The sequence below is a fragment of the Youngiibacter fragilis 232.1 genome (assembly GCF_000495435.3).
Classification (GTDB): Bacteria; Bacillota; Clostridia; order Clostridiales; family Clostridiaceae; genus Youngiibacter; species Youngiibacter fragilis.
This window is the reverse complement of the sequence record NZ_AXUN02000030.1, coordinates 1-21,685: the sequence shown is the minus strand read 5'-3', so window position 1 is coordinate 21,685 and position 21,685 is coordinate 1. Positions and strand designations below refer to the sequence as shown.

The window sequence follows — 21,685 nt, the reverse complement described above, 5'->3', positions numbered from 1 at the left end:
TCTTTCCTAATAAATTATACACTCTATAGCCAGTCCAATCATTGACGAAGTCCTGTACAATTGCTAATAATTTGTTACATATCGTTAAAATAATGAAAAATGCGCCAATACCGCAAAATCGCAGTATCAGCGCACTCTTAGAAATGCTCTCCGTTCTCGTAGTAGGAGGTTTCCCTGAATATGTTGAATATGACATCGACATTCTCGTAGCCAGCTGACTGCACATGTCTTGTTATTGCCTTTGCAGCCATGTCCTGAAGCTCCTGTCCTCTGTCGAACCAACCAACCTCAACAATAGGTGGACCTTCTGCATCAATTCCATCTGTTATGTAGACCGAGCTGATCACCTCAAGGGTGAAGTATTCCCTTGGACTTCCTGTTAATTTCTGCAGGTCATCAACCAAAGCCCTGCTAATTATCCTGACATCCGCTGCCTTAACAGCCCTGAACCTTATGATTGGCATCATTGACACTCCCTCTTCACTCATTCTGAGATGATTTTAACTCATGATGGACCAACCTTCAAGGATTCAGGTGTCTCATCCTGTAATCCAGGCATCAAATCCAGCTGACCTAAGCCTTGAGGCAAGCGCTTCTGCGTTCTTCAGATCAGAAAACGCTCCTGATTGTACCTTGTATAGCCTGATGCTTTGATCTGTTCTTTCTTTGGAACTTATTCCAAGTACTTTTGAGAGAGCTTTGGCACATGCTTCGGCGATATGTCTCGTATTGGAGGTTATCCATTCCGCAGTTTTTGGATTATCATGGAAATTGACCTCAAGAAGCACAGGAACAAGCTTTGCCGCATACGGATTCCTGACCTCAGCCAGCCCGTATCCTCCGAATGGCTCCATACCGTTCACAACAGGCTGCGCCCTGTTAGAGGGGACAGGACATAACTGGTCAATCTCCCTGACCAAGGCTTCTGCGATTTCCCTTGATATCCTGCTTCCGGGATGATAAAAAGCCACAGCACCGGAAGCTCTTCCTCCACCCCCGGCATTTGAGTGAAGCGCCAGATAAATCCTGCAGCCTTCCTTTGACGCTTCGGCGCTTCTGCCTCCGGGATTAATCGAAAGGCCTGTGTCAGCTATAACAACATCACATCCATAGCTCTCGAGCACCTCTTTCATTTCCATTGCGAGCTTCTCCATTTCAGCCTTTTCATTGGTTTTGACCCCTGAATACAGGTTGGCTGCCTGATTGCTGGGTGACAGATAGACCTTCATGTTACCCCTCCCTTTCTTTCACCTATCTCCTCTTAAATATGCAATTATTGCTTAATTGGCAAAGGCTGCCGGAATATCCGTCAGCCTCTGCAAAATTCAGTTTCAACATTAAAATATGACCTTGGGCTTTCAGATTTCAGCTTGTTACCCTGGTTGTTTCTTTGGAAACCAGGGAAAGAACTTGTTTGTCCTCTCCGAATAAGCCTTGAAGTCGGCTCTGCCCTCGTACCTTTTTTCAAGGAGAGGCACACCTGACACATAGACAAGAAGATAGGTCATGATCAGCGGGCTTATGATCAGTGGGATCTCAATTAAACCGCTGACTGAAATAAGGAATATCCCCCACCACATCGCCGCCTCACCAAAATAGTTCGGGTGCCGTGTATAGCTCCAAAGGCCTTCAGTCATAAGCCTCCCCTTGTTCTCAGGATTTGCCTTGAAGCTCTTCAGCTGACTGTCACCTATTGATTCAAAAAGGAACCCTATGATCCATGTCGCTATTCCAATGTAACTTAAAATCCCAAGCTTCTGAGAGGCTGACGAATTGACCGCTATTATAGGCAGAGCCACCAGATAGCTTAACACACCCTGCAGGAGAAATACGTTAAGGTATGCCTTCAGCATGGGATTCTTACTACCCCACCTTTTCCTCATCGCAACATACCTGTAGTCCTCAGGCTTGTTCCAGTTTCTTGATGTGATGTGTGCGAACAGCCTTATTGCGTATATTGCCATGAGTACTGTTACAGCGGTTGACCTTGTCCCTGCCTCTGATGTCACGAAATATGTCCAGAGTGCTGCCAGAAGAAAACTTGGACCCCAAAAACTGTCAACAATGGAATTGTTCTTCATGATCTGGGCAAGTATGAATATGAGTGAAAAAAAGGTCAATATGACAAGGGCTGTGGAGAAGTAAATACCCATCAGGCTTCCTCCCCCCACATGTAGGCAACTGCCACGCTCCCTGCGCCTGCACTCATTCCGACAATGGTCGATATGTTCATGATGTATTCTGGTTCCTTGCCAAGAAGGTCAGTACACATCCTCCTGTAGTCCTCAGCCCTGTCCTCATCATTAGCATGCACTATCGCGTATCTGGTTATACCCCTGACTTCATTGTCATCCCTCATCATATCTCTGATCGCATGGGTGTTTGCTTTGGTGCTGAATGCCTTTCCTGCTATTGTCCCCTTTCCTTCCTCATCAAGTGAGACTACCGGCTTAAGGTTGACTATCTTTCCTGCAAAGCCTGCAGCTTTACTTAGTCTTCCTGATCGGACCATATATTTCAGTGTGTTCACGCTCACGAGTATCCTGGTATTGGACCTCAGCCTTTCTATTTCAGCTGCCGTATCCTCGAAGGACATTCCCTTTTCAATAAGCTCAGCTGCCTTCATGACGAGAAGACCTTCAGCTCCGGAGTTCTGCCTTGAGTCAATGACACGGATCCTTGCCCCTTTGCCGGCAAGCTTCTCTGCCGCCTTAAGGAAGGAATTGTAGGTTCCGCTCTGTACCTTCGCTACCGTTATGACAATTATGGAGTCGTATACTGACGAAAGCATTGCCATATGTCCTTCCAGAGACTTTATACCAGGCTGGGATGACTTCGGGTACTCATCTGCAGTGTCGAGCAGAGGATAGAATACCGAAGGAGTCATAGTGACCTTGTCAAGATAGCTGGTTCCTTCAAATTCAAGGTTCAGGGGTACTACATGTATCTGATGCCTGTCTATGAATTCCTGAGGCAGGTCAGCTATCGAATCAGTTACAATTGCTACATTTGACTTTCTTGCATGGAGAGCTTCATACTGCCTTCTCATATCGTCTGCCTTCTGCTGCATTATCCTTCCCCTGGTCTTAAGAAGCTGCATGACTTCCTCAGGATTGTCGGTATGCATGTGGATCCTTGCCCTCCTGTCGCTTCCAGCAACTATCAGAGAATCACCATATTCATGCAGACTCTTCTTTATGTCATTCAGATCTATTCCTTCTCCTGAAATCATCGCTTCAGTGCAGAACCTGAATGAAGGCTTCCCGTGGTCATGCTCAGGATACTCGTCAAAGGATAGTGTCAAATCCTCAGCCTTGAAATCATCCTTGAGCAGCCCGGTCCTTATGAATTCGGTGAGTCCCTCTACAAAGTATACGAAGCCCTTTGCCCCGGAATCCACGACCCTCGCATTCTCAAGGACCTTGAGCTTTCCAGTTGTTGCCTTAAGGGATTCGGCTGCGGCAGCCATGGGCTTTGACAGAAGCTCATGGAAGTCCTCCGCATGGTCCTTGTGCATGTATACCGCTTCTGCCCAGTCCCTGATGACTGTAATGATCGTACCCTCCACTGGGTCAGATATGGCATTGTAGGCATGCGGTACCGCATCCCACACCGACTGTGCGAAAGATGATACGGAGACCTTGGCATCATCCCTTAAGCTCATGAATATTCCATTTATGTACTGTGCTATTATGATCCCTGAATTCCCCCTAGCTCCTGATATGGCCGCGTCGGCTATAGAGCTCATGGTTCCCTTCACTGAGGTCTCAACCCTTGCATCTTCAATGATCGAATTCATGGTTGATGCCATGTTGCTGCCGGTGTCCCCGTCAGCAACCGGAAAAACATTGATGTCATTTAAGACCTTCCTGTTGCGGATGACTTCCCTTGCTCCTGATACGAATGAATAATACAGCTTTTCACTGTCGAGGTAATCTATTGCCATGCTGGGCCTCCTACCTGAAAAATCTGGTCGCGATCATGAATGCTGCGCCTGAAACCGCACCGTTGAGGAATGTTCCCCATGCGAGGTCGATAAGTGTTACAGAAACCGGCCAGTCCTTAAGGGTAGCAAGATTCGTAAGGTCATATGTGGCATAGCAGATAAGCCCGAAAAAGGCTCCTGCCAATACCGCATACTGAAGGCTTCCCTTTGCGACCGCAGGCTCAACTACAAAGAATACAAGTCCCGCAATGAACATTGCATAGAATATGAAGGCCGCAAGCCAGTTAACCTTTGGGGCCATCAAGTGGCCAAGCTGAGATGCGTATAGATTTTTCGCAATAAGTCCAAGCCAGACCATGTCTATAAGGAAAAATACAACTATGCTGATAACATACAGTCTTATATAGTTCATCTTCTATTGCTCCTTTTCTGCATTCCTGACCTTCTGTTCAGGCCAATTGATATCTCAAGCATTGCAAACAATGCGATGAATGCTGCAGCTACCAAAACCACAAGTATATGCTGACCATTGAAGCCAGCTTCAGATGTATGCTTCAGAAGTATCCCGCCGTAAGCCCATATGAATACGAGTCCGTATGCGGCATCCCTTCTTGTTATCATTATTATGGATGCTATAAGAGCCCCGACAGCCATGACTGCAGCTGTCCATATGGCTTCTGGTATCCCGAAGCCATTCCATCCAAGGTCCACAAACATCACGGTTGCATTGGCTATGGTGGCAACCGATATCCATCCGAAGTATACCGAGAATGGTACTGCAACAAGGAACGTCTGGACCTTAGTCAGGTTCCTTGAGAATATTGATGAGCTTATGTATATGAGGCTTGCAAGGATTACAAGCATGAGGATCATCGACACCGGGATCAGTCCATAATGCCATGCAAGTATCCATACACCATTCGCCAGTGATGTAACTATATAAGGAAGAGCGATCTTCCTGGTCAGTTCCCTCATTTCCTCATCTTTTGGCATAAGCTGATAAATCGTGTAGATGCCCAGAAGCAGGTATATCACTCCCCATATCGCAAATGTCACGCCAGCCGGAGCGAAAAGGTTCGGATAGGAATCCGAGACTGCTCCTGTGTCTATTCCATTTATCGGAAGTATGTTGGCAAGGGCATTCAGTGTGACCATGAATATGAATGCCAGAAGTGCTGTGAGCCTTAAAGCCATATTGTTCTTGTTCTCTTCCATTTTCTTCCCCTCCATGGGTGTAGTTTTTATTTGCGATGTCAAACATATATATGATTTCAACCGGAATTTATATGTTTCCGATCCTGATTTCAGCCCCAGGCTATTCTTTTGGCCTGACAATCACTGGTGTTGTACCAAAGAATATTCCATGCTCCAGGGCCTTGTCTTCCATGAGCCTAAGTTCTTCAACAAGCCGTTCAGATGACCTTTCGGTTCCCGGGAGGCTTATTCGCTCTAACGACAACCCTGTCCATTTCCTGAAGTGGGAGTAATGCTTCCACAGGCTTCCGTCGATCCTGGCAAAATCCGAGGGCTTTCTGAGGACTTTCTCAATTTCTGCCTTGAAGTAATTTGCATCCACCAGGTCCCTTCCTTCCCTCATGTCAGCAAGATATCTGCCATATCCCCTGGCCCAGGTATTATCGAGCTCCTGACATATGAACTTCATGAGATACCAGGTTTTGTAGATTCCGCCTGCATCAGACAGGCTTTCCTTCATAAGCCATCTCCTGGCAAGGGTCCTTCTGGACCAGTCCCACCACTTCAAAGGATCCTCAGATTCAGGATAAGGTATGCCATCAGGCTCTTCTCCGTACAAAGGATCGAATCCCATTGGTATGAGCATGTCCTTCATCCACTCGTCCTCTTCCCTTATATAGGCTGTCTGCCTTTCTTCAAGAAGTATGTTCTTCTTTTCCAATTCCATGCACCCTCTTGTCGTTCTCTACCTTCTCAAGGTACCTTTCCATGTCGAATTTTCTCTTCAGACCCTTGTCGTTCATATATCTTACATTCCCGAATATGCTCCTCTCCCCCCACGGCCTGTCATGCTTACCGAAGCACCACGCAACACCGGCAAAGCTTGAAGGGTCCCTTCCATCCAGGCTGTACCTGTTGTTTAGCTCAAGGGCTATCCTGAAAGCCTCTTCAGGAGTCCTGCTCCATTCCAGTATCTTCTTTCCCCAGTACATCCTCATGTATCCGTCCATCTTTCCTGTAAGGACCATTTCAGTCTGGGCTGCGTTCCAGTAGGTATCATGTGTAAGTCCTGCTTCAAGCTCTTTCATTCCGTATATGTATTCCCTTTCATCCTGAAGGTGCCTTTCCAGGGTTTCGCTTGCCCATTTCGGAAGTGAACTGAAGCTGTCGTAATCTGTATTGTAGTATAAGTAATTTATAGCAAGCTCTCTCCTCACAACCAGTTCATCCAGGAACTTGGCTTTCCCCGGAGACTTTATATCGTATATCCTCATATAGATCTGGAGCGGCGAGATCTGGCCGAAATGCAGGTATGGTGACAGACCCGATGTGTTACCGCTGCCAGGTTCGTTCCTGCCTTCTCCGTATGTGTCCAGTTTACCTTCCACGAATTCCTCCAGCAGTTCTAGCGCCCTCTCCTGGCCACCGGTTACTCCCTGAACCTCTCTTGCGATTCCAGGAAGGTTCAGTGAATCAAGAATGGATTCGTCCGTGATATCCAACTCATCTAAATCAAGTTTATCATCCAAAGACTTTAAATTGCACTCACCTTCATATAACGGAACAGAATATTCCGACATTTCCCTTTCAAGCTTTCTCCTTATGGTAGCGGCTGAAAACTCCTCCTTGCTTGAAGCTATCTCAACCGGTACCATTACATCGCTCTCTATCTCCACAAGCCTGCAGTCTGCCCTTTCTGCTGCATTCAATCTCCATTCCCGCTGGATCCTCAGGTATCCCCTGTCAGTCACTATCATTGAAGTCAGGTACCTTAGCTTATCAAGTCCTTCATCAGGCCTGACCTTAAGCACAACCATCCTTATGCCCCTTTTCATCAGGCTTCTCCTGACATCAGCGAGGCCCTGCAGCATGAAGCTGTAATGTCTCCTGTCTGCCTCTGGATAACCGTCAGTGAGCCCGAAATACACAAGGAGCTTCTTTCCAAGTTCATTTGCGGCACCTATGGCATACTCAAGAGCATGGTTCATGTATGTCCGCTGTGATGCCTGCATCCAGTACACAATATAGGGCCTGTCCTGTATTTCCTTCTCACTCAGTACCTTTATTCTCCCCAGCGGTATCATGCCTTCACCCCGATTATTTCTATATGATAATCATTATCTATTAATTACATCATATAACCCGTTTTGAAATATTGCAATGTATTTTTCTTGAATTTTATTGAAATATACCTCTTTACGTGTTAATTTATAATTAGAAACTAATGAAGGATTGATGGAGATGGATAATGAGCTCAAGAACAGGCTGAGGGCTTTGAGGAAAATCATGGGACTCACCCAGAAGGATGCTGCGGACAGGCTGGAGCTGGGTCAGACTACTGTCGCCAATTATGAGAATGGGACCAGGGTACCTGACCTTAAGACTATTTCGGCACTTGCTGACCTATACGGCGTCACTGTCGATTATCTTCTGGGACGAAGTGCTGACAATGAAGAAATGACTGAGCCTTCGGAGGAGATATTCCTGTCCTACCTTGCAAGCATAATAGAAGGCGACAAGGCACAGGCCCTTGAGATCATAAGCGGTCTTAGGGCATCTGGAACACCAACTGGCTCCATACTCCATGACTATATAGAAAGGGCTCTGATCGAGACTGGAACAGAATGGGAGAAGGGTAAGCTGGATGTCTGGAGGGAACACCTCATATCAGCAATATCCCTGGAAATCATGAGTTATCTCAGGAAGGAATTTAGGTCAGAGAAAAAGGAGCCCAGGGTATTGGCCTTCACTCCTGGAGCGGAAAGCCATCTTATTGGTCTCAGGATGGTATCTGATATTCTCGAAGAGACTGGCATACATGTGGACTTTCTCGGTTCAAGCATGCCTACGGCGAGCATTCTGGAAGCCATAAGGGAGAGGCAGCCTTCGGCTGTACTCATGTCAATAACCATGGCTTCCCACCTGGATTCAGCAGAGATAATCGCAGGATCCATAAGGGAAACCTTTGGTGACGCAGCTCCTGAGATAATCCTCGGAGGGTCCATATTCAGGAGAATGGAAAAGCCCGAATTGAAATCTGCTGCAGGAAGAGTCTTCATGTCACCTGAAGAGCTTGCTCTCTACCTTACCAGGAGATTCAAGTCAGATGGAAATGAAGACTGAGATTAGTTAAAGGATTGCTTGTTAAATTGCCATTCAACTAAAAAGAGTTCATGCATCACAAAAAATGCATGAACTCTTTATCAACCCCTGAACTTTACGTATCCTTCGCCCATCTCGTCGATGATTGCAAGGCTCTTGAGGTTGTAGCCTTTTTCCCTCAGATAGCTTCCGCCTTCCTGGAATCCCTTCTCGATTACTGCGCCAATTCCTACTATGGTTGCCCCGCTCTGCTCTACCATGTCGATAAGTCCCTTCATAGCATTTCCTTCAGCAAGGAAATCATCCAGGATTAGGAGTCTGTCTTCAGGCTTCAGGTAGCTCTTGCTTACCATGACATCGTAGATCTTGTTCTTGGTATATGAAAAAACCCTTCCCTTGAACACATCCTTGTCCAGGTTAAGGCTCTGGCTCTTCTTGGCAAATACCACAGGAACCTTGAAGAAAAGCGCAGCCATGGAAGCTATGGCTATGCCGCTGACCTCTATCGTCAGGATCTTCGTCACACCAGCATCCTTGAACAGATTGTAGAACTCCTCCCCGGCTTCATGCAGAAATTCCACATCAAGCTGATGGTTCAGAAAGCTGTCAACCTTCAGTATGTTTCCGTCTCTTATTTCTCCTCTTTCAAGGATCATCTTCTTAAGCTTTTCCATAGAACACTCCTTATCATATGTTGTCTTAACAGCGATGCTATCATAACCTTTGCCTGCAGATTCTTCTGACCAAAGGCAATTCAATCATTTTTTCATACCGGTTTAGATTATAATAACAGAAATTTGAAGTATAGTCCAAACCCTTTGGAATTCAAACGTTTACCTTCAGATAGCACGTGCTGGCTCATTTTTGCCGCATCCACCAATCAACCTCATTTGTTTTACGATTCATTATTCTAGTAGCGCAATTATTATTGAAATCCTATAATTCTCCTGAATTATATTCAGGTACCGTAATTTCTTTTTGCAATGTACGCTTTATGATGGTATAATTCTGCAATGTCAGGAATTTAATATCAGTTCGAATGAAGACAACGGGAGAGAGATCTTTATGATCCGCCGAAGGAGTAGCACTTTCAGGCAAAAGGACCGTTGTTGGACGAAACTCTGGAGAGCCTCAATTGAGCACCGAAGGAGCAAGCCGGGAAATCCCGGCGAATCTCTCAGGTAAAAGGACAGAGCAGATCTATAGATCTATCTTTAGCTTTTGTGAGGCCAAGTCTTTTTGATTTGGCCTTTTTTGTTTGATTGGGCTCCCACATAATAATGGGAGGTCAAAAAAATGCAGCACACAATCAGTTTCCTGGAAAAAATCGATTCATGGGTTTGGGGTCCGCCTCTTCTCATACTTCTAGTTGGAACAGGCATCTACCTCACGGCAAGGCTTGGCCTTCTTCAGGTAGCAAGGCTGCCTCTGGCTCTTAAACTGGTATTCTCAAAGGATTCAGAAGACGGTGCAGAAGGCGACGTATCAAGCTTTGGAGCTCTCTGTACAGCTCTTGCGGCTACTATAGGAACAGGCAATATCGTCGGAGTGGCTACGGCAATCAAGGCTGGTGGTCCTGGAGCGCTTTTCTGGATGTGGGTCGCTGCATTCTTCGGAATGGCGACAAAATACGGAGAGTGCCTTCTTTCCATCAAGTACAGGGTAGTTGACGAGAATGGCCAGATGTCCGGTGGCCCAATGTACTACATTGAAAGGGGTCTCGGCAACAGTTCCTTGCAAAGGCATTCGCATTCTTCGGAATATGCGTAGCCTTCTTCGGAATTGGTACGTTCCCCCAGATAAACGCCATATCGAATGCCATCGACCTGACCTTCAACATCCCGGTAATAGCCACATCAGTTGTGCTTACCATAGTGGTTGCGTTGGTTACGCTTGGAGGGATAAAGAGCATAGCGAAGGTATCGGAGATAGTGGTGCCCTTCATGGCAGTTTTCTATGTGATCGGCGCACTATTCATAATAGCGAGGAACTATACCCTTCTTCCTGAGACATTTGGACTTGTCATAAGGAGTGCCTTCACCCCTGCTGCCGCAACAGGTGGATTCCTGGGTGCAAGTGTGATGTTTGCCATGAGAAACGGAGTTGCCCGAGGTGTCTTCTCAAATGAATCAGGTCTTGGAAGCGCACCGATAGCTACTGCTGCAGCGAAATCCAACTCCTGCGTAAAACAGGGACTCATCTCCATGACCGGAACCTTCTTTGACACGATCATAATCTGCACTATGACTGGCATAATGCTGATAATGACAGGAGCATGGAAAAGTGACCTTTCAGGCGCAGCGATGACTAATGCAGCATTTGGTTCAGGTCTTCCGGGAATAGGATCCTACATAGTTACCATAGGTCTCGTATTCTTCGCATTCACTACCATCCTGGGCTGGAACTACTATGGTGAACGGTGCACTGAATACCTGTTCGGGGTGAAGGGCATAAAGCCATACAGGTTCATTTTCATAGGACTTGTCGCAATAGGAGCATTCCTTAAGCTGGACATGATCTGGATCCTTGCGGATATAGTTAACGGCCTGATGGCAATCCCGAATCTCATCGCACTCGTTGGACTCAGCGGTGTGATAATCGCAGAGACCAACCTCTTTTTCAGGGGAGAGGTTGGAAATTCTCCGGAATCAGATAAAATGGCCGGATGATAATCCAAAATGAATGGTTTTGCTCCAATTTCATTTTTTCAGTAGAAAGAGGTCCGGGATGATTTGTCATTCCAGACCTCTTCTTATATATTCATCTTATAAACCAGTTGACTGAAACCAACCTGTTTTCACTTCCGACTCTTCCAATCTCTCAGCATGATGTAGTCAAAGAGGTTCTTCGCATCCTCTTTCTCGAGCCCTCTTTCACCTGCCAGTGCCTCAAGATGATGGATGAACTCATGCTTCAGTGTATGCTCCAGCCTTTCTTTAAGCTCGCTCTCTTCCATATACCCATACACCTTCATGAATGAGCCGTAATAGATTAAGATGTACTTCCCTGAGTTGAATCCCCTGTGGTATTCTCCCAGGATGTACAGGTCGCTATTCACACTCATCGGATTCAGCTTCAGCTCAGGAACCAGGACTATACCACCGCTGAGTTCTCTGAACATCTCTTCAGGGAAACTGTCAGCGATTTCATCAAGCATCCTGCCCATCTCTTCAATCGTAACCATCCGATCACGCTCCAATCCATCAGATTAAGGCTATTCCTGTCCCAGAACAGCTGCCAGAAGAATATTTGCAGCAGCTGCAGCAAAAAAGATGCCTCCCTGCATTATCTTTCCCATGCGTAAAAGCATCACAGCAGCCACAGCCATTATTGCTATTTTTGCTATAAGAAGCCCCGGCATCGCAAATCTTCCGGATGCATTCGGGGCAAGGTACCTCCCCCAGAAAACCGCTGCAGTGACAGGCAGAATTATCGCAAGCAGTATCCTCTGCCAACCCAGGGTTCCTGTACCGTATCCATACCAGCCATAAATGAACAGTGCGAGAAGTTCTAAAATGAATGAGATTCCAAGGTTAACCGCTTTAATCACAACAGTCATCCGATCAGCCCCTGTACTTCAGGACGGCAGTCTGTCGCTCCGTATCTTTAGTGACCTCAATGAAGTTATCATCGTATTCGACAACATTGCCTGTCAGGTCAAGGAACTCCCTGACTCCCCTTATCACGTCAAATCCAAAGCTCTCGGAACTGTAGTGCATCGGGATCACTATCCTCGGCTTAAGCTTTCCGACAGTTTCAGCCGCGACTTTCGCATCGATCGTATAGTAGCCTCCTACCGGTATCATTGCAACATCCAGATTGCCTATCTCTTCAAGCCTCTTATCATCAAGAACTTCTCCAAGGTCTCCGAAATGTGCAAACCTGAAACCAGCGCCTTCAAAAACATGTATCGTGTTCATGCCTCTTTTTTTACCGCCTTCATCATCATGGGTACTCAATATCTTCCTTACGATGAAGGGTGACTTTGCACATCGATCGATTATCCTAACTGCCTGAAACCAGTTATGGTCATTGTGCCCGTGGCTGGCAAACACCTCACAGGCCTCCTCGTGAAGCGGTGCAAGTCCCGGAATCATACCGTCCTTATAAGGGTCAATAACCATGGAGTACTCTCCAAGCTCTATCTTGAAGCAGGAATGTCCGAGCCAGATGATCCTTAGTCTATTCTCCAACTTAAATACCTCCTGAAAATTACTGTTCACCCAGTATTATATATCCCTGATGTTACGAATCTCTGTACAAACAGCTACGGTTTAGTGTATTTGTATAGGAAAGGAAATTCTTATATACCCATATGTAATTATCTAAAGCAGTCCGTTCGATGTTAACCATGTCCTGAGTTCTTCTCTGAAAATATCAGGCGTTATCACAGACCCCAGAATAGTGGTTATTGACAGGGTATCCACGACGTCTCCGCCCCTTGCCCTTATCCTTGACGAGATTGAATCGATAACCTTTTGGGGCACCTTATCATCCCCTTTGGTAATGAACAGGAATACCTTCTTTCCTCTCCAGTCAGCCTTGCTTATGAATGAATTGATTGGAGGCGTCGTATGCCAGGCCCATACCTGACAGCCAAGGATGATCCTGTCATAGCCTAGAAGCTTGAAATCCATGGGTTTAAGTCTGCTCCTCAGACCAAGCATCGCTGTAAGTGCAGAAAGCGGCATACTGTCTTTCTTCCGTTCCCTTTTTTCGACGATTGCAGCTGAATCGTACCCGGTAAGTGCCTGGATCTCATTCGCCACGGATTCCGTATTTCCGGTAAAGGAATAATAGGTTATTAAAGTCCTGTCATTCATGATGACCTCCTGTAATATTAAGCAAGCCTTTAACTTCTGAATGATTTTGTTCCTTACTTCATTTTATAGCAAATATTTTGGCTTTCATATTGTAATTGTTGTGTTTGGATAAGTGGGATTAAAAAGACACGGATCCGTCCATTGACAGATTCCGTGCCGCTTATCAGTTCAGTTCCTGGAACTGGCCTGTTACTATGTAGTTTGTCCATTCGCAGATGTTTGTTGCATGGTCCCCGTTTCTCTCGAGATACCTTAACACGAATTGCAGCTGTCCCGCAAGCTTCATGAGCTCACTATTTCCTGTTGCCTTCTCGTATAGCTTGGAACTGGCTTTCCTGGTCATTTCGTCTATAATATCATCACTCTTCGCAAGCTCCAGCGCAGAATTCTTATCCTTTGCTACAAATGAGTCCAGGGCACTCACTATGAACTTGACCACCGCTTCAGAAAGCTCGATCATATCATCATCTATCAGGTCCGTCAGGGACTCTTCATTCTGCATTGCAATGTATGCGATGTCCTTGGCGTGGTCTCCCATCCTCTCAAGGTCTGTAACAATCTTTATTACGGTAAAAATGTATCTGAGGTCGGAGGCAACAGGAGCCTGTGTCGCGATAAGCTTAATCGCTTCATCCTCAGTGCTCCTCATGAGCTCATTTATCTCCTTGTCCTCGCCTATAAGGAATTCCGCGAGCTTCATGTCCTTGTTCACCAGAGCCTTTATCGACCGCTTGATCTGGGTCTCAACAAGGAATCCCATTCTAAGCAGGCTGTTGTTCATGTGGTTGATGCTTACTTGTATGCTGTTCATTGTCATGATACCGCTCCTTTAACCGAATCTACCGGTAATATAATCTTCAGTCCTCTTGTCTCTTGGTGCGTGGAACATGTCCTTTGTGTCACCGACTTCCACCAGGTCTCCGAGAAGGAAGAATGCAGTCTTGTCACTTATCCTCGCCGCCTGCTGCATTGAATGTGTGACAATTATTATGGTGTAATCCTGCTTGAGGTCTTCCATCAGCTCTTCGATCTTTGCAGTCGCGATCGGATCAAGTGCCGAGGTTGGTTCGTCCATCAGGATCACTTCCGGTTCAAGGGCTATAGCCCTTGCAATGCACAGCCTCTGCTGCTGGCCTCCTGAAAGCCTCAGCGCATTGCTGTTGAGCCTGTCCTTTACCTCTTCATATAGTGCGGCCTTTTTTAGTGAGGTGACAACAACCTCGTCGAGTACCTTCTTGTCTCTTACCCCCTGGCATCTGAGACCATATGCCACATTGTCATATATGCTCATGGGGAATGGATTTGGTGCCTGGAACACCATTCCTACCTTGGTCCTGAGATCCACTACATCTATCGTCGGATCATAGATGTCCTTGCCGTCAAAAGTCATCTCCCCTTCTATCCTGCACCCTTCAATAAGGTCGTTCATCCTGTTGAAGCACCTTATGAATGTAGATTTTCCGCAACCTGACGGTCCTATGAATGCCGTTACCTTGTTCTTTTCAATATCTATGGATATGTTCTTCAATGCCTGGTTCTTTCCGTAGAACAGATTCAGGTTTCTAACTTCAAATGTATTCATGCTTATACGCTCCATTTTCTATTAAGGCGACTGCTTACAACTTTAACTGAAATGTTCATGACCAATACTATTCCCAGTACTATTATGGATATTGCACTAGCAAGTTCAAAATTCGGCTGCTCACCGCTCATTACCGACCAAATCTGCACTGCAAGGGAGGTTGCGCCTTCCTTTAGCCTCGGGTTGTCATTAACGAACGTACCCATGGTATATATGAGCGCTGCGGATTCACCGATGATCCTTGATACCGAAAGCAGTGTGGCTGAAAGTATTCCAGGGAGTGCGCTTGGCAGTATTACCTTGAATATTGTCTGGGTTTCGGTTGCACCCAGTGAAAGGCTCGCTGACCTTACTCCCATGGGAACCACTATCAGTGCTTCTTCAGTCTGCCTTATTATGACAGGCATGAGTATTACAGCCAATGTGATAGAACCAAGGAGGATGCTGGGTCCTGATGCTCCAAGGAGAGCTGTGATCGGAAAGAATACCGCCATTCCCATGAGTCCGAATACTATGCTCGGAACTCCGGACAGCATTTCGATTGCAGACCTGATAAGACCTGTTGTCCTGTTTTTCTTAGCCAGTTCATTCAGATAAATGGCTGCAGAAATCCCCACCGGCAGCGCTATCACAAGCGACATACCTATAAGCATGAATGTGGCCTTAAGTGAGCCCCATATGCCTCCTCCGGCTGTCTTGTAATATAAGCCTACAAGGCTTTGTGATGTATCGTCAAGTGTTGCTATCATGGTCTCGGCATCCTGGTTTACGATGATGCCTGCACTACGCTTGACCCCCTTTGCATTCATGTACTCAAATTTCTGCACTTCAGAATCCACCTGCACAGGATGTTCCTTGTGATATGATGGCCCTGCAGTTTCTATGATTGCACTATTTAGCGGTGATTTCTCATCGACATAGGTAATGAGGATCTGCTTCGCCTTATCATGGCTTAATGCATCCTTGACTGCAAATCCGTATTTTTCACTGAAATATTCCCCTTCCGGCAGCTTACCCGGGTATGAGAACTGTCCGGGTGCTGTGTCAGTGAACGACAAATTGTAATTTTCGGCCCAATAATCACGTGTCACCATTTCCCAGCTGAGCGTTGAAGCCCCCTTCTGGAATACATAGAAAAATACTGACAGAAGCACTATTACCGCTATGCCAGTGGAGATATATGTGAGGCTGTTCATGAAAAAATCGTATGTCTTTCTCTTCTTATTCATTCGTTACACTTCCGATCCTGCGCTTTACCCAGTGAACAAGGAAATTTGTCATGAGTATTACCATCATAAGTACAATTCCTACACTGAACCTAATGTCGTAGTCAAGTCCTGATGTCTCCTTGAGTCCTGACAGCATGGTTGAAGTCAGTGTCCTGGTGATGTCGAAAATGCTGGTAGTCGGTCCATAGAACTTATTTCCTGCAACCATCGATACCGCTGTTGCCTCACCGAATGCCCTGCCAAGGCCAAGAATCAGGCCTGCGAATATGCCGGACTTTGCAGCGGCGAGAACCACCTTGAAATTAGTCTGTGTCTTCGATGCTCCAAGGGCTAAGGAACCCAGCTCGATCTTCACATCAACAGACTGTATGGCAACTATCGCAATCGACGTCATCGTAGGAAAAATCATGATCGCTAGAAGGATGATCACCGCAAGGAGCGAGTTCCCTCCGAAGGTGGAAACACCGAATGCAGCGGCGATTCCCTCAACACCTTTTACAATTACACCTGCAGCGAATACTCCATATACCACCGAAGGTATGGCAGCAAGAAGTTCTACTACTGTAGTGAATAGTGACTTCAGATTCTTAGGCGCTATCTTTACGATAAATAGCGCGGTAAGAACTGATATCGGGAATGACAGGATTGCTGCTCCAATGGATGCAACCAGAGTATTGATGACAATGAACAGGACCCCATAGTTCCCCTGGTCCTGCCTCCAGACAAGTCCAGTCAGAAAGTCAATCAGATTGACCTGACCATACTCATAGTTCGGCAGGAATACCCTGATTCCCCTAATAGTGATAAACACGAAAATCAAGACGATAAGAACTGCTGAAATCATTCCAGCAGTCCTGAAGATCGTCTTGCCAATCGCGTCCATGATTTTTCTTCGTTTATGGTAGTCTTTTGAAATATTAGATCTTATGGACACGGGTTTCTCCTTCCTTAAGGCCTGAAGGCCTCGAGATGGTTTATCTTAACCTTTAGCTACTATTTTATGTCTTCCCAGTTCTTTGTCTCACCCATGAATATTGCAGCTACCTGAGCCTGTGTGAGGTCTTCAACGCTAGTGTTCCCAGCGTTTACAACAACCACGACCGCATCCTTGCAATATACTCCAGAAATCATGGCACCCTTGACATCCTCTTCAGCCTTGAAGCTTCTTGATGCGAATCCGATGTCAGCCTTGTTTGCTCCGTCCTTCTCTGAACCGAGTACCCTCTTGTATCCGTCTCCTGAACCGGTCTGGTTCATGTTTATCTTGAAGTTTCCGGCAAGTGGTATGAATGACTCAAGCGCTGCCTTGAGTGTCTTTTCAACTGAAGTTGATCCACCAGTGTATATTGTTATTGCGCTGTTATCCTTGTCAACTATAGGGTGGTCCTTCTTGAGCTCATCCCATGGTGTTCCTGCATCGACATCTACAATGCCGCCTGCTCCAAGAACTACTTCCCTTCCTTCAATGGAATTTTCCATGTAGTCAATGAATGCTGCGACAAGCTGCTCCTTTTCCTCTGAGTCGAAGTCACCTTCTGCCCTTGTAGCATAGCTGAAAGGCCTGTTGAGCTTGTATGTTCCGTCAACAACTGTCTTGATTGTTGCCTCTACTCCCTCGTACATTACAGGTGTAAGGTTGTTCGCTTCAAAGTCAGTAGTCAGGGATGCATATCCTATTCCGCTTTTCTCTGCTCCGACCTTTGTAGCCATATCGCCATTGGATGATACTTCGAACGCATCATTTGTCAGCTTCTCAGCAAACCCTACAATTGATTCAAACGCTTCTCTGGTACCTGATGTGGAATCCCTTGTGAACACCTTTATCGCTCCGGTCATGGCCGCTGGCGTTGTCGGTGCAGCTGTTGGTGCAGTTGTTGGAGTTGTCGTCGATCCGCATCCCGCGAGTACTGAAACAAGTGCAAGTGATGATACAAGTCCAAGTATTTTCTTATTCATTGATATCCTCCTAAAATTCGTGTTCAACTTGGTTGCCTTTTCGCAACCTACAAAATGAATTATACGGAGTCAATGTTTATTCCACATTGCCTGATTGTTATGTCCGTGTTAATTGTGAAATCGGTAAACAATTACATTTTTCTGAAATCCTTTGCATGCAATGGTTTTGGATGAAGTACCACCTATTTAAATATTCACGGAAATTTAAAACACACTTTTTCACAGTATACGAGAAAAAAATTGTTTCTGATTGTCTGGTTGCTTTAAGACTGCTTTGTATCTCATCTTGTTTCAGCAAGTCCCTTGAACAGTTCGACTCCAGTTTCGATTATCTCATCAGGGAAATCATATTCGTGCGTATGTATGTGCGGATGCTCCACCCCGTTGCCAATGAAGCACATGGCTCCCCTGGTAAGCTTCAGATAATGGCCGAAATCTTCGGATGCCCTGAATGCCTCCTCCATCTCAGCGAGATGAATGCCCTTGTCCATGCAAACCCGCCTGATCTTGTCTGAGCTCTCCTTATGGTTGAAGGTCTCAGGGAAATAGTCTTCATATTCGAAGCTCACATGAAGACCGTACCTTTCAGCCTGTGCATGGGCAATCTCTTCAAGGTTTTTCTGAAGCCTGTCCATTTCCGACTCATGGTAGGCCCTTATTGTAAGCAGCAGGTCTCCTCTTCCGGCTGAAACACCGAAGGCCCGCTCACCAATATCCACCTGGATCACCGTACAAAGTACCATTCCCTTGTTGTACCCTGAAGATGTCAGTTCTGGTATCGCATCGATTATCTTTGCGATAGCAAATGCAGGATTGGCGCCCTTCTCCGGATGGCTCGCATGGGACGGGGAGCCCTCCATATGGATTATCATGCCCTTTGATCCGCAATTGCTCACTCCGTCCACGACATTCACGGATTTGAGTTCCATACCGCTCATGTTGTGGTAGGCGAATATCTCATCTATCCCGTTCTCTTCAATGAACACCCTGCATTCAGCAGCTCCATCTCCAGTTTCTTCCGCGTGCTGAAACAGGAAGAAAATGTTGTTGCTGCTGCCCTTCTGGTCGATTTCAAGGGCAAATCCTGCAAGGGTCGCTGAATGACCGTCATGTCCGCACTTATGGGCTGCTCCAGGCTCAGTGGAACAGTGCGGGATATCGATCGACTCATCCATATGGATGGCGTCAAAGTCAGCTCGGAATGCAATGTTCCTGCCTTCTTCTTCAGCACGGTATACTGCATAGAACCACCTTCCACGGTCCACTAACTCAAGGCTTGTATTCGCCCTCAGAAAATCAATGAGATGCTGCTTAGTCCAGACCTCATGGTTTGATAGCTCAGGGTGCATGTGCATCTCATGCCTAAGATCAATTGCCAGATCCAGGTTTTCTTTTTTCATTAATCATTCTCCTAATTGCCCGCTATACTTATCGCATGCTTTTCCAATAGAATGATTATACTATTCTCATAGATATTTGCGAATGCCTACTGCTCCGTATTCAGATTGAACTTTTCAACAGGTTCAGGTCCCCTGAGCAAAGCTCTTGTTACCTGAAGAATTCCTTCGCTGTTTACCGTGACTCTCCATCTTGCTATCTGTACCATTCCATCAGTGAGCTCTATGGCAGTCATGCTGGTCGGGTATATGCAGCATCCTGTATTGAAGTATGGTAGCTCATTTTCCCTCGGAAACTTGAACCGGTGCGTATGTCCGCATATGAGCATCTTCTTGTGCTTGCAGATCCATCTTACATAGTTCTTTTCGATCTTATGCCTTTTGCTGATATTTCTGACAGGGCTTGCAGGATTCGTAAATCCGAATGAATGAAGGTGTCTCCAGAAATATTTCAGTGAAAGCATCGAAAACAGCCAGAACTGGTCGTTGGTGAAATCCCCCTGATGTCCATGGACGGTCAGTATCTCCTGTCCTGTCTTCCTGTTGACGAGAAGCAGTGATTCACAGGGGGTTACTCCCTTGAGGAAATCGTGCGCCACCTGTTTGAAATCATTATAGTAGGTGTAGTAGTTATCCCTTACATAATCCTTATTCTTCAGATAAATGTTATGGTTGCCGTAGAGCATTATAAGCCTGTTGTCATCATGAAACCTTCTGATGGTCTCGCAGGCCTCATAGTGAGCGTTCTTGATGTCAACAAACCTCGGATGCTCCCATAGCTCGTCGCCGTCACCGGCTTCGACATATGTGAATCCGTTCTTGTAGTAGTAGTCCATCGCGTGCAGGTACGCATTCTGGTTCTTGGTGAATTCATCTGAGTTGTTTCCATTGCCGCGGTGACAGTCGCTGATGAACACATACCTTGATTTCTCGTCGAAATGAACAACCCTTGCCTTGAGATAGGCTTCCGTCAGTCTTTGATCCGTACGCATGCCATTCACCTCACACTATTTCACTTACCTTGATTATAAATCTAATTGGGTCCACATAGAATAACCGGAGTGCCTCATCCATATTAACAATCCATATACTTTTTGAACTATTTTCGGATCTGTCCAGTACTCTGGTTCTTTGGAATAGAAAAGACACCCCTTGAGGTGTCCTGGAATAATGTTTGAAATTTGAATCAGCTTACCGGTTTTTCCCTGAGCGATTTCTCATACACCTTCAGTCCCAGTATGATAAGAAGCGCGACAAACGAGACAACCGCAAGTATCCTGAAAAGGCTGAATATATCGATACGCTCAAGCAGGATTCCGCCTGCGATATTCCCTGTAAAGTTTCCAAGTCCGCAGACTGCAGCGAATATGGTCATGGCTGTTGTCTTCATGGCTGACGGGACTATCCCGTTAAGATACTGCAGTGCCGCCATGAAGAACAGTGCAAAGGATACTCCCTGAAGGACCTGAACTGCCAGCACCATCTGGTATGAAACGCTTATCGAGTCAAGCAGGTATCTCAGGACGAAGAAGAAAATTCCTATCGCAAAGAGATTAAGCTCTCCAAACCTCTTCATAAGCTTATGCCCTGAAAACATCGACGGAAGTTCGCTTATCGCCACCATGAAGCCATATACCCCAATGTGTGCCACAGTTCCACCTGTTTTCATTATGAGAAGCGAAATGTAAGAATTGTTGCTGCCTATGGCAATATTTATTGTATATACCGCAAGCATGAATATCAGGAACCTCCGGTTTCTGAAAAGCTTTGAGATGTCCTTTATGTTGATCTTTACCTTTGCCTTCTTCCCCTGAAAATCTATCCTGTATATGAATATGAGGCCAAACATTATCATCACGGAATACATGATGAATGCAATGTTGATTCCGAACCGGGATACCACCTGGCCAGATATCAGGGACATGAATGCATATCCCGCTGAGCCCATCAGGCGTATCCTGCCATACTGGATCTCACGCTTCTTCTCCATGATCTCATAGGTGAATGCATCGGAAACAGGTATTATCGGGCTTTGGAAGGTCAGGAACAGCACTATGCTGAGCAGTATCGCAATGAAGGTGTTTGCAAATATGAAGCTTGCAATGAGTATCGCACTACCTACTATAAGTATCATGATCGTTTTTCTCTTGTTCAGATACTTGTCCGTCAAAAATCCCCATATGGGCTGTGTGAATACTCCGGTAATTGAGTAGACTGTAAACAGGATCCCTATCTGGGTGAAGCTTAGCCCCCTGGACTGCATATAGTATGTAAGGAACGGAAAGAAGCATGCAAAGGATCCGAATATGAGAAAGTATGATAGCTTTAGGTTTGAAGTGAGAACATCCTTTTTCTTCATGGCAGCCTCCCCGATTACATAGCTTCAAGAGCCACAATAAAGTATACACCTCTTCATGGAAATCTGTTGCAATTTGCAGGAGAGTGTAGAAAATTTT

General features: G+C 46.0%; 22 protein-coding genes, 1 pseudogene and 2 riboswitches. Of the genes and pseudogenes, 2 read left to right on the top strand and 21 right to left on the bottom strand.

Features of this window, described 5'->3' with window-relative positions:
- Window positions 1-137: 137 nt before the first annotated feature.
- The 8 genes from T472_RS01950 to T472_RS01915 all read right to left on the bottom strand — a co-directional run bounded on the left by T472_RS01950 (window position 138) and on the right by T472_RS01915 (window position 7,224).
- Entirely contained in the window at window positions 138-464 is a 327-nt protein-coding gene (locus tag T472_RS01950) for a DUF1904 family protein (RefSeq protein ID WP_040906360.1), read from the bottom strand.
- Window positions 465-539: 75 nt separating this feature from the next.
- On the bottom strand, window positions 540-1,229 hold the full coding sequence (locus tag T472_RS01945) for an N-acetylmuramoyl-L-alanine amidase (RefSeq protein ID WP_023385018.1): 690 nt from the start codon (window positions 1,227-1,229) through the stop codon (window positions 540-542).
- 144 nt (window positions 1,230-1,373) lie between these two features.
- On the bottom strand, window positions 1,374-2,153 hold the full coding sequence (locus T472_RS01940) for a DUF1295 domain-containing protein (RefSeq protein WP_023385014.1): 780 nt from the start codon (window positions 2,151-2,153) through the stop codon (window positions 1,374-1,376).
- Entirely contained in the window at window positions 2,153-3,946 is a 1,794-nt protein-coding gene (locus T472_RS01935; protein ID WP_023385011.1) for a DAK2 domain-containing protein, read from the bottom strand. The genes T472_RS01940 and T472_RS01935 overlap by 1 nt, the downstream gene beginning before the upstream one ends.
- A 10-nt stretch (window positions 3,947-3,956) precedes the next feature.
- Window positions 3,957-4,358, bottom strand: coding sequence for a DUF2177 family protein (locus T472_RS01930; protein ID WP_023385009.1), 402 nt, complete (start codon window positions 4,356-4,358; stop codon window positions 3,957-3,959).
- The gene (locus tag T472_RS01925) at window positions 4,355-5,161 is read right to left on the bottom strand and encodes a TspO-related membrane protein (RefSeq protein WP_023385003.1); all 807 of its coding nucleotides are present in this window, start codon (window positions 5,159-5,161) and stop codon (window positions 4,355-4,357) included. Before T472_RS01925 ends, T472_RS01930 begins: the two co-directional genes overlap by 4 nt.
- Before the next feature lie 100 nt (window positions 5,162-5,261).
- Entirely contained in the window at window positions 5,262-5,867 is a 606-nt protein-coding gene (locus tag T472_RS01920; protein ID WP_023385000.1) for a hypothetical protein, read from the bottom strand.
- The gene (locus tag T472_RS01915; protein ID WP_023384998.1) at window positions 5,836-7,224 is read right to left on the bottom strand and encodes a deoxyribodipyrimidine photo-lyase; all 1,389 of its coding nucleotides are present in this window, start codon (window positions 7,222-7,224) and stop codon (window positions 5,836-5,838) included. Before T472_RS01915 ends, T472_RS01920 begins: the two co-directional genes overlap by 32 nt.
- A 151-nt stretch (window positions 7,225-7,375) precedes the next feature.
- Between T472_RS01915 and T472_RS01910 the strand changes: the two genes are divergently transcribed.
- Window positions 7,376-8,263 (top strand): helix-turn-helix domain-containing protein, encoded by an 888-nt coding sequence (locus tag T472_RS01910; RefSeq protein WP_023384992.1) that lies wholly within the window; start codon window positions 7,376-7,378, stop codon window positions 8,261-8,263.
- 80 nt (window positions 8,264-8,343) lie between these two features.
- Here T472_RS01910 and T472_RS01905 read toward each other — a convergent pair whose 3' ends face one another.
- On the bottom strand, window positions 8,344-8,916 hold the full coding sequence (locus T472_RS01905; RefSeq protein WP_023384989.1) for a xanthine phosphoribosyltransferase: 573 nt from the start codon (window positions 8,914-8,916) through the stop codon (window positions 8,344-8,346).
- Between the two features lie 365 nt (window positions 8,917-9,281).
- A riboswitch (glycine riboswitch) is annotated at window positions 9,282-9,358 on the top strand.
- A 3-nt stretch (window positions 9,359-9,361) separates the two neighbouring features.
- Window positions 9,362-9,437, top strand: a riboswitch (glycine riboswitch).
- A gap of 101 nt (window positions 9,438-9,538) precedes the next feature.
- On the opposite strand from T472_RS01905, the pseudogene T472_RS01900 reads away from it, so the two are divergent.
- Window positions 9,539-10,911: pseudogene (locus T472_RS01900) on the top strand (alanine/glycine:cation symporter family protein).
- A gap of 128 nt (window positions 10,912-11,039) precedes the next feature.
- Here T472_RS01900 and T472_RS01895 read toward each other — a convergent pair.
- From T472_RS01895 to T472_RS01840, 12 genes are all read right to left on the bottom strand, one after another.
- Window positions 11,040-11,426, bottom strand: a complete 387-nt coding sequence (locus T472_RS01895) for a metallopeptidase family protein (RefSeq protein ID WP_023387103.1) — start codon at window positions 11,424-11,426, stop codon at window positions 11,040-11,042.
- A 30-nt stretch (window positions 11,427-11,456) separates the two neighbouring features.
- The gene (locus T472_RS01890) at window positions 11,457-11,801 is read right to left on the bottom strand and encodes a YrdB family protein (RefSeq protein ID WP_023387102.1); all 345 of its coding nucleotides are present in this window, start codon (window positions 11,799-11,801) and stop codon (window positions 11,457-11,459) included.
- A 4-nt stretch (window positions 11,802-11,805) separates the two neighbouring features.
- Window positions 11,806-12,435: an MBL fold metallo-hydrolase gene (locus T472_RS01885; protein ID WP_023387101.1), complete on the bottom strand. Its 630-nt coding sequence runs from the start codon at window positions 12,433-12,435 to the stop codon at window positions 11,806-11,808.
- Window positions 12,436-12,567: 132 nt separating this feature from the next.
- Window positions 12,568-13,065 (bottom strand): flavodoxin family protein, encoded by a 498-nt coding sequence (locus tag T472_RS01880; protein WP_023387100.1) that lies wholly within the window; start codon window positions 13,063-13,065, stop codon window positions 12,568-12,570.
- Between the two features lie 163 nt (window positions 13,066-13,228).
- Window positions 13,229-13,876: a phosphate signaling complex protein PhoU gene (gene phoU / locus T472_RS01875; protein WP_040906352.1), complete on the bottom strand. Its 648-nt coding sequence runs from the start codon at window positions 13,874-13,876 to the stop codon at window positions 13,229-13,231.
- 18 nt (window positions 13,877-13,894) lie between these two features.
- Window positions 13,895-14,647: a phosphate ABC transporter ATP-binding protein PstB gene (pstB, locus tag T472_RS01870; protein WP_023387098.1), complete on the bottom strand. Its 753-nt coding sequence runs from the start codon at window positions 14,645-14,647 to the stop codon at window positions 13,895-13,897.
- Between the two features lie 2 nt (window positions 14,648-14,649).
- The gene (gene pstA / locus T472_RS01865; protein WP_023387097.1) at window positions 14,650-15,876 is read right to left on the bottom strand and encodes a phosphate ABC transporter permease PstA; all 1,227 of its coding nucleotides are present in this window, start codon (window positions 15,874-15,876) and stop codon (window positions 14,650-14,652) included.
- Window positions 15,869-16,759, bottom strand: a complete 891-nt coding sequence (pstC, locus tag T472_RS01860) for a phosphate ABC transporter permease subunit PstC (RefSeq protein ID WP_082447507.1) — start codon at window positions 16,757-16,759, stop codon at window positions 15,869-15,871. The genes pstA and pstC overlap by 8 nt, the downstream gene beginning before the upstream one ends.
- A 110-nt stretch (window positions 16,760-16,869) precedes the next feature.
- Window positions 16,870-17,832, bottom strand: coding sequence for a substrate-binding domain-containing protein (locus tag T472_RS01855; RefSeq protein WP_023387095.1), 963 nt, complete (start codon window positions 17,830-17,832; stop codon window positions 16,870-16,872).
- Between the two features lie 281 nt (window positions 17,833-18,113).
- Window positions 18,114-19,232 (bottom strand): amidohydrolase, encoded by a 1,119-nt coding sequence (locus T472_RS01850; RefSeq protein WP_023387094.1) that lies wholly within the window; start codon window positions 19,230-19,232, stop codon window positions 18,114-18,116.
- Window positions 19,233-19,318: 86 nt separating this feature from the next.
- Complete coding sequence (locus T472_RS01845; RefSeq protein WP_023387093.1) at window positions 19,319-20,221, bottom strand: metallophosphoesterase family protein; 903 nt, start codon at window positions 20,219-20,221, stop codon at window positions 19,319-19,321.
- 194 nt (window positions 20,222-20,415) lie between these two features.
- Entirely contained in the window at window positions 20,416-21,588 is a 1,173-nt protein-coding gene (locus tag T472_RS01840) for an MFS transporter (protein ID WP_023387092.1), read from the bottom strand.
- Between the last annotated feature and the right edge of the window lie 97 nt (window positions 21,589-21,685).

Coding starts and splice junctions, on each gene's coding strand:
- T472_RS01930 (WP_023385009.1), bottom strand. CDS start 4,358: ATGAACTATATAAGACTGTATGTTATCAGCATAGTTGTATTTTTCCTT.
- phoU (WP_040906352.1), bottom strand. CDS start 13,876: ATGAACAGCATACAAGTAAGCATCAACCACATGAACAACAGCCTGCTT.
- T472_RS01845 (WP_023387093.1), bottom strand. CDS start 20,221: ATGCGTACGGATCAAAGACTGACGGAAGCCTATCTCAAGGCAAGGGTT.
- T472_RS01850 (WP_023387094.1), bottom strand. CDS start 19,232: ATGAAAAAAGAAAACCTGGATCTGGCAATTGATCTTAGGCATGAGATG.
- pstB (WP_023387098.1), bottom strand. CDS start 14,647: ATGAATACATTTGAAGTTAGAAACCTGAATCTGTTCTACGGAAAGAAC.
- T472_RS01890 (WP_023387102.1), bottom strand. CDS start 11,801: ATGACTGTTGTGATTAAAGCGGTTAACCTTGGAATCTCATTCATTTTA.
- T472_RS01915 (WP_023384998.1), bottom strand. CDS start 7,224: ATGATACCGCTGGGGAGAATAAAGGTACTGAGTGAGAAGGAAATACAG.
- pstA (WP_023387097.1), bottom strand. CDS start 15,876: ATGAATAAGAAGAGAAAGACATACGATTTTTTCATGAACAGCCTCACA.
- T472_RS01855 (WP_023387095.1), bottom strand. CDS start 17,832: ATGAATAAGAAAATACTTGGACTTGTATCATCACTTGCACTTGTTTCA.
- T472_RS01895 (WP_023387103.1), bottom strand. CDS start 11,426: ATGGTTACGATTGAAGAGATGGGCAGGATGCTTGATGAAATCGCTGAC.
- T472_RS01945 (WP_023385018.1), bottom strand. CDS start 1,229: ATGAAGGTCTATCTGTCACCCAGCAATCAGGCAGCCAACCTGTATTCA.
- pstC (WP_082447507.1), bottom strand. CDS start 16,759: ATGGACGCGATTGGCAAGACGATCTTCAGGACTGCTGGAATGATTTCA.
- T472_RS01925 (WP_023385003.1), bottom strand. CDS start 5,161: ATGGAAGAGAACAAGAACAATATGGCTTTAAGGCTCACAGCACTTCTG.
- T472_RS01840 (WP_023387092.1), bottom strand. CDS start 21,588: ATGAAGAAAAAGGATGTTCTCACTTCAAACCTAAAGCTATCATACTTT.
- T472_RS01920 (WP_023385000.1), bottom strand. CDS start 5,867: ATGGAATTGGAAAAGAAGAACATACTTCTTGAAGAAAGGCAGACAGCC.
- T472_RS01950 (WP_040906360.1), bottom strand. CDS start 464: ATGCCAATCATAAGGTTCAGGGCTGTTAAGGCAGCGGATGTCAGGATA.
- T472_RS01880 (WP_023387100.1), bottom strand. CDS start 13,065: ATGAATGACAGGACTTTAATAACCTATTATTCCTTTACCGGAAATACG.
- T472_RS01940 (WP_023385014.1), bottom strand. CDS start 2,153: ATGGGTATTTACTTCTCCACAGCCCTTGTCATATTGACCTTTTTTTCA.
- T472_RS01910 (WP_023384992.1), top strand. CDS start 7,376: ATGGAGATGGATAATGAGCTCAAGAACAGGCTGAGGGCTTTGAGGAAA.
- T472_RS01935 (WP_023385011.1), bottom strand. CDS start 3,946: ATGGCAATAGATTACCTCGACAGTGAAAAGCTGTATTATTCATTCGTA.
- T472_RS01905 (WP_023384989.1), bottom strand. CDS start 8,916: ATGGAAAAGCTTAAGAAGATGATCCTTGAAAGAGGAGAAATAAGAGAC.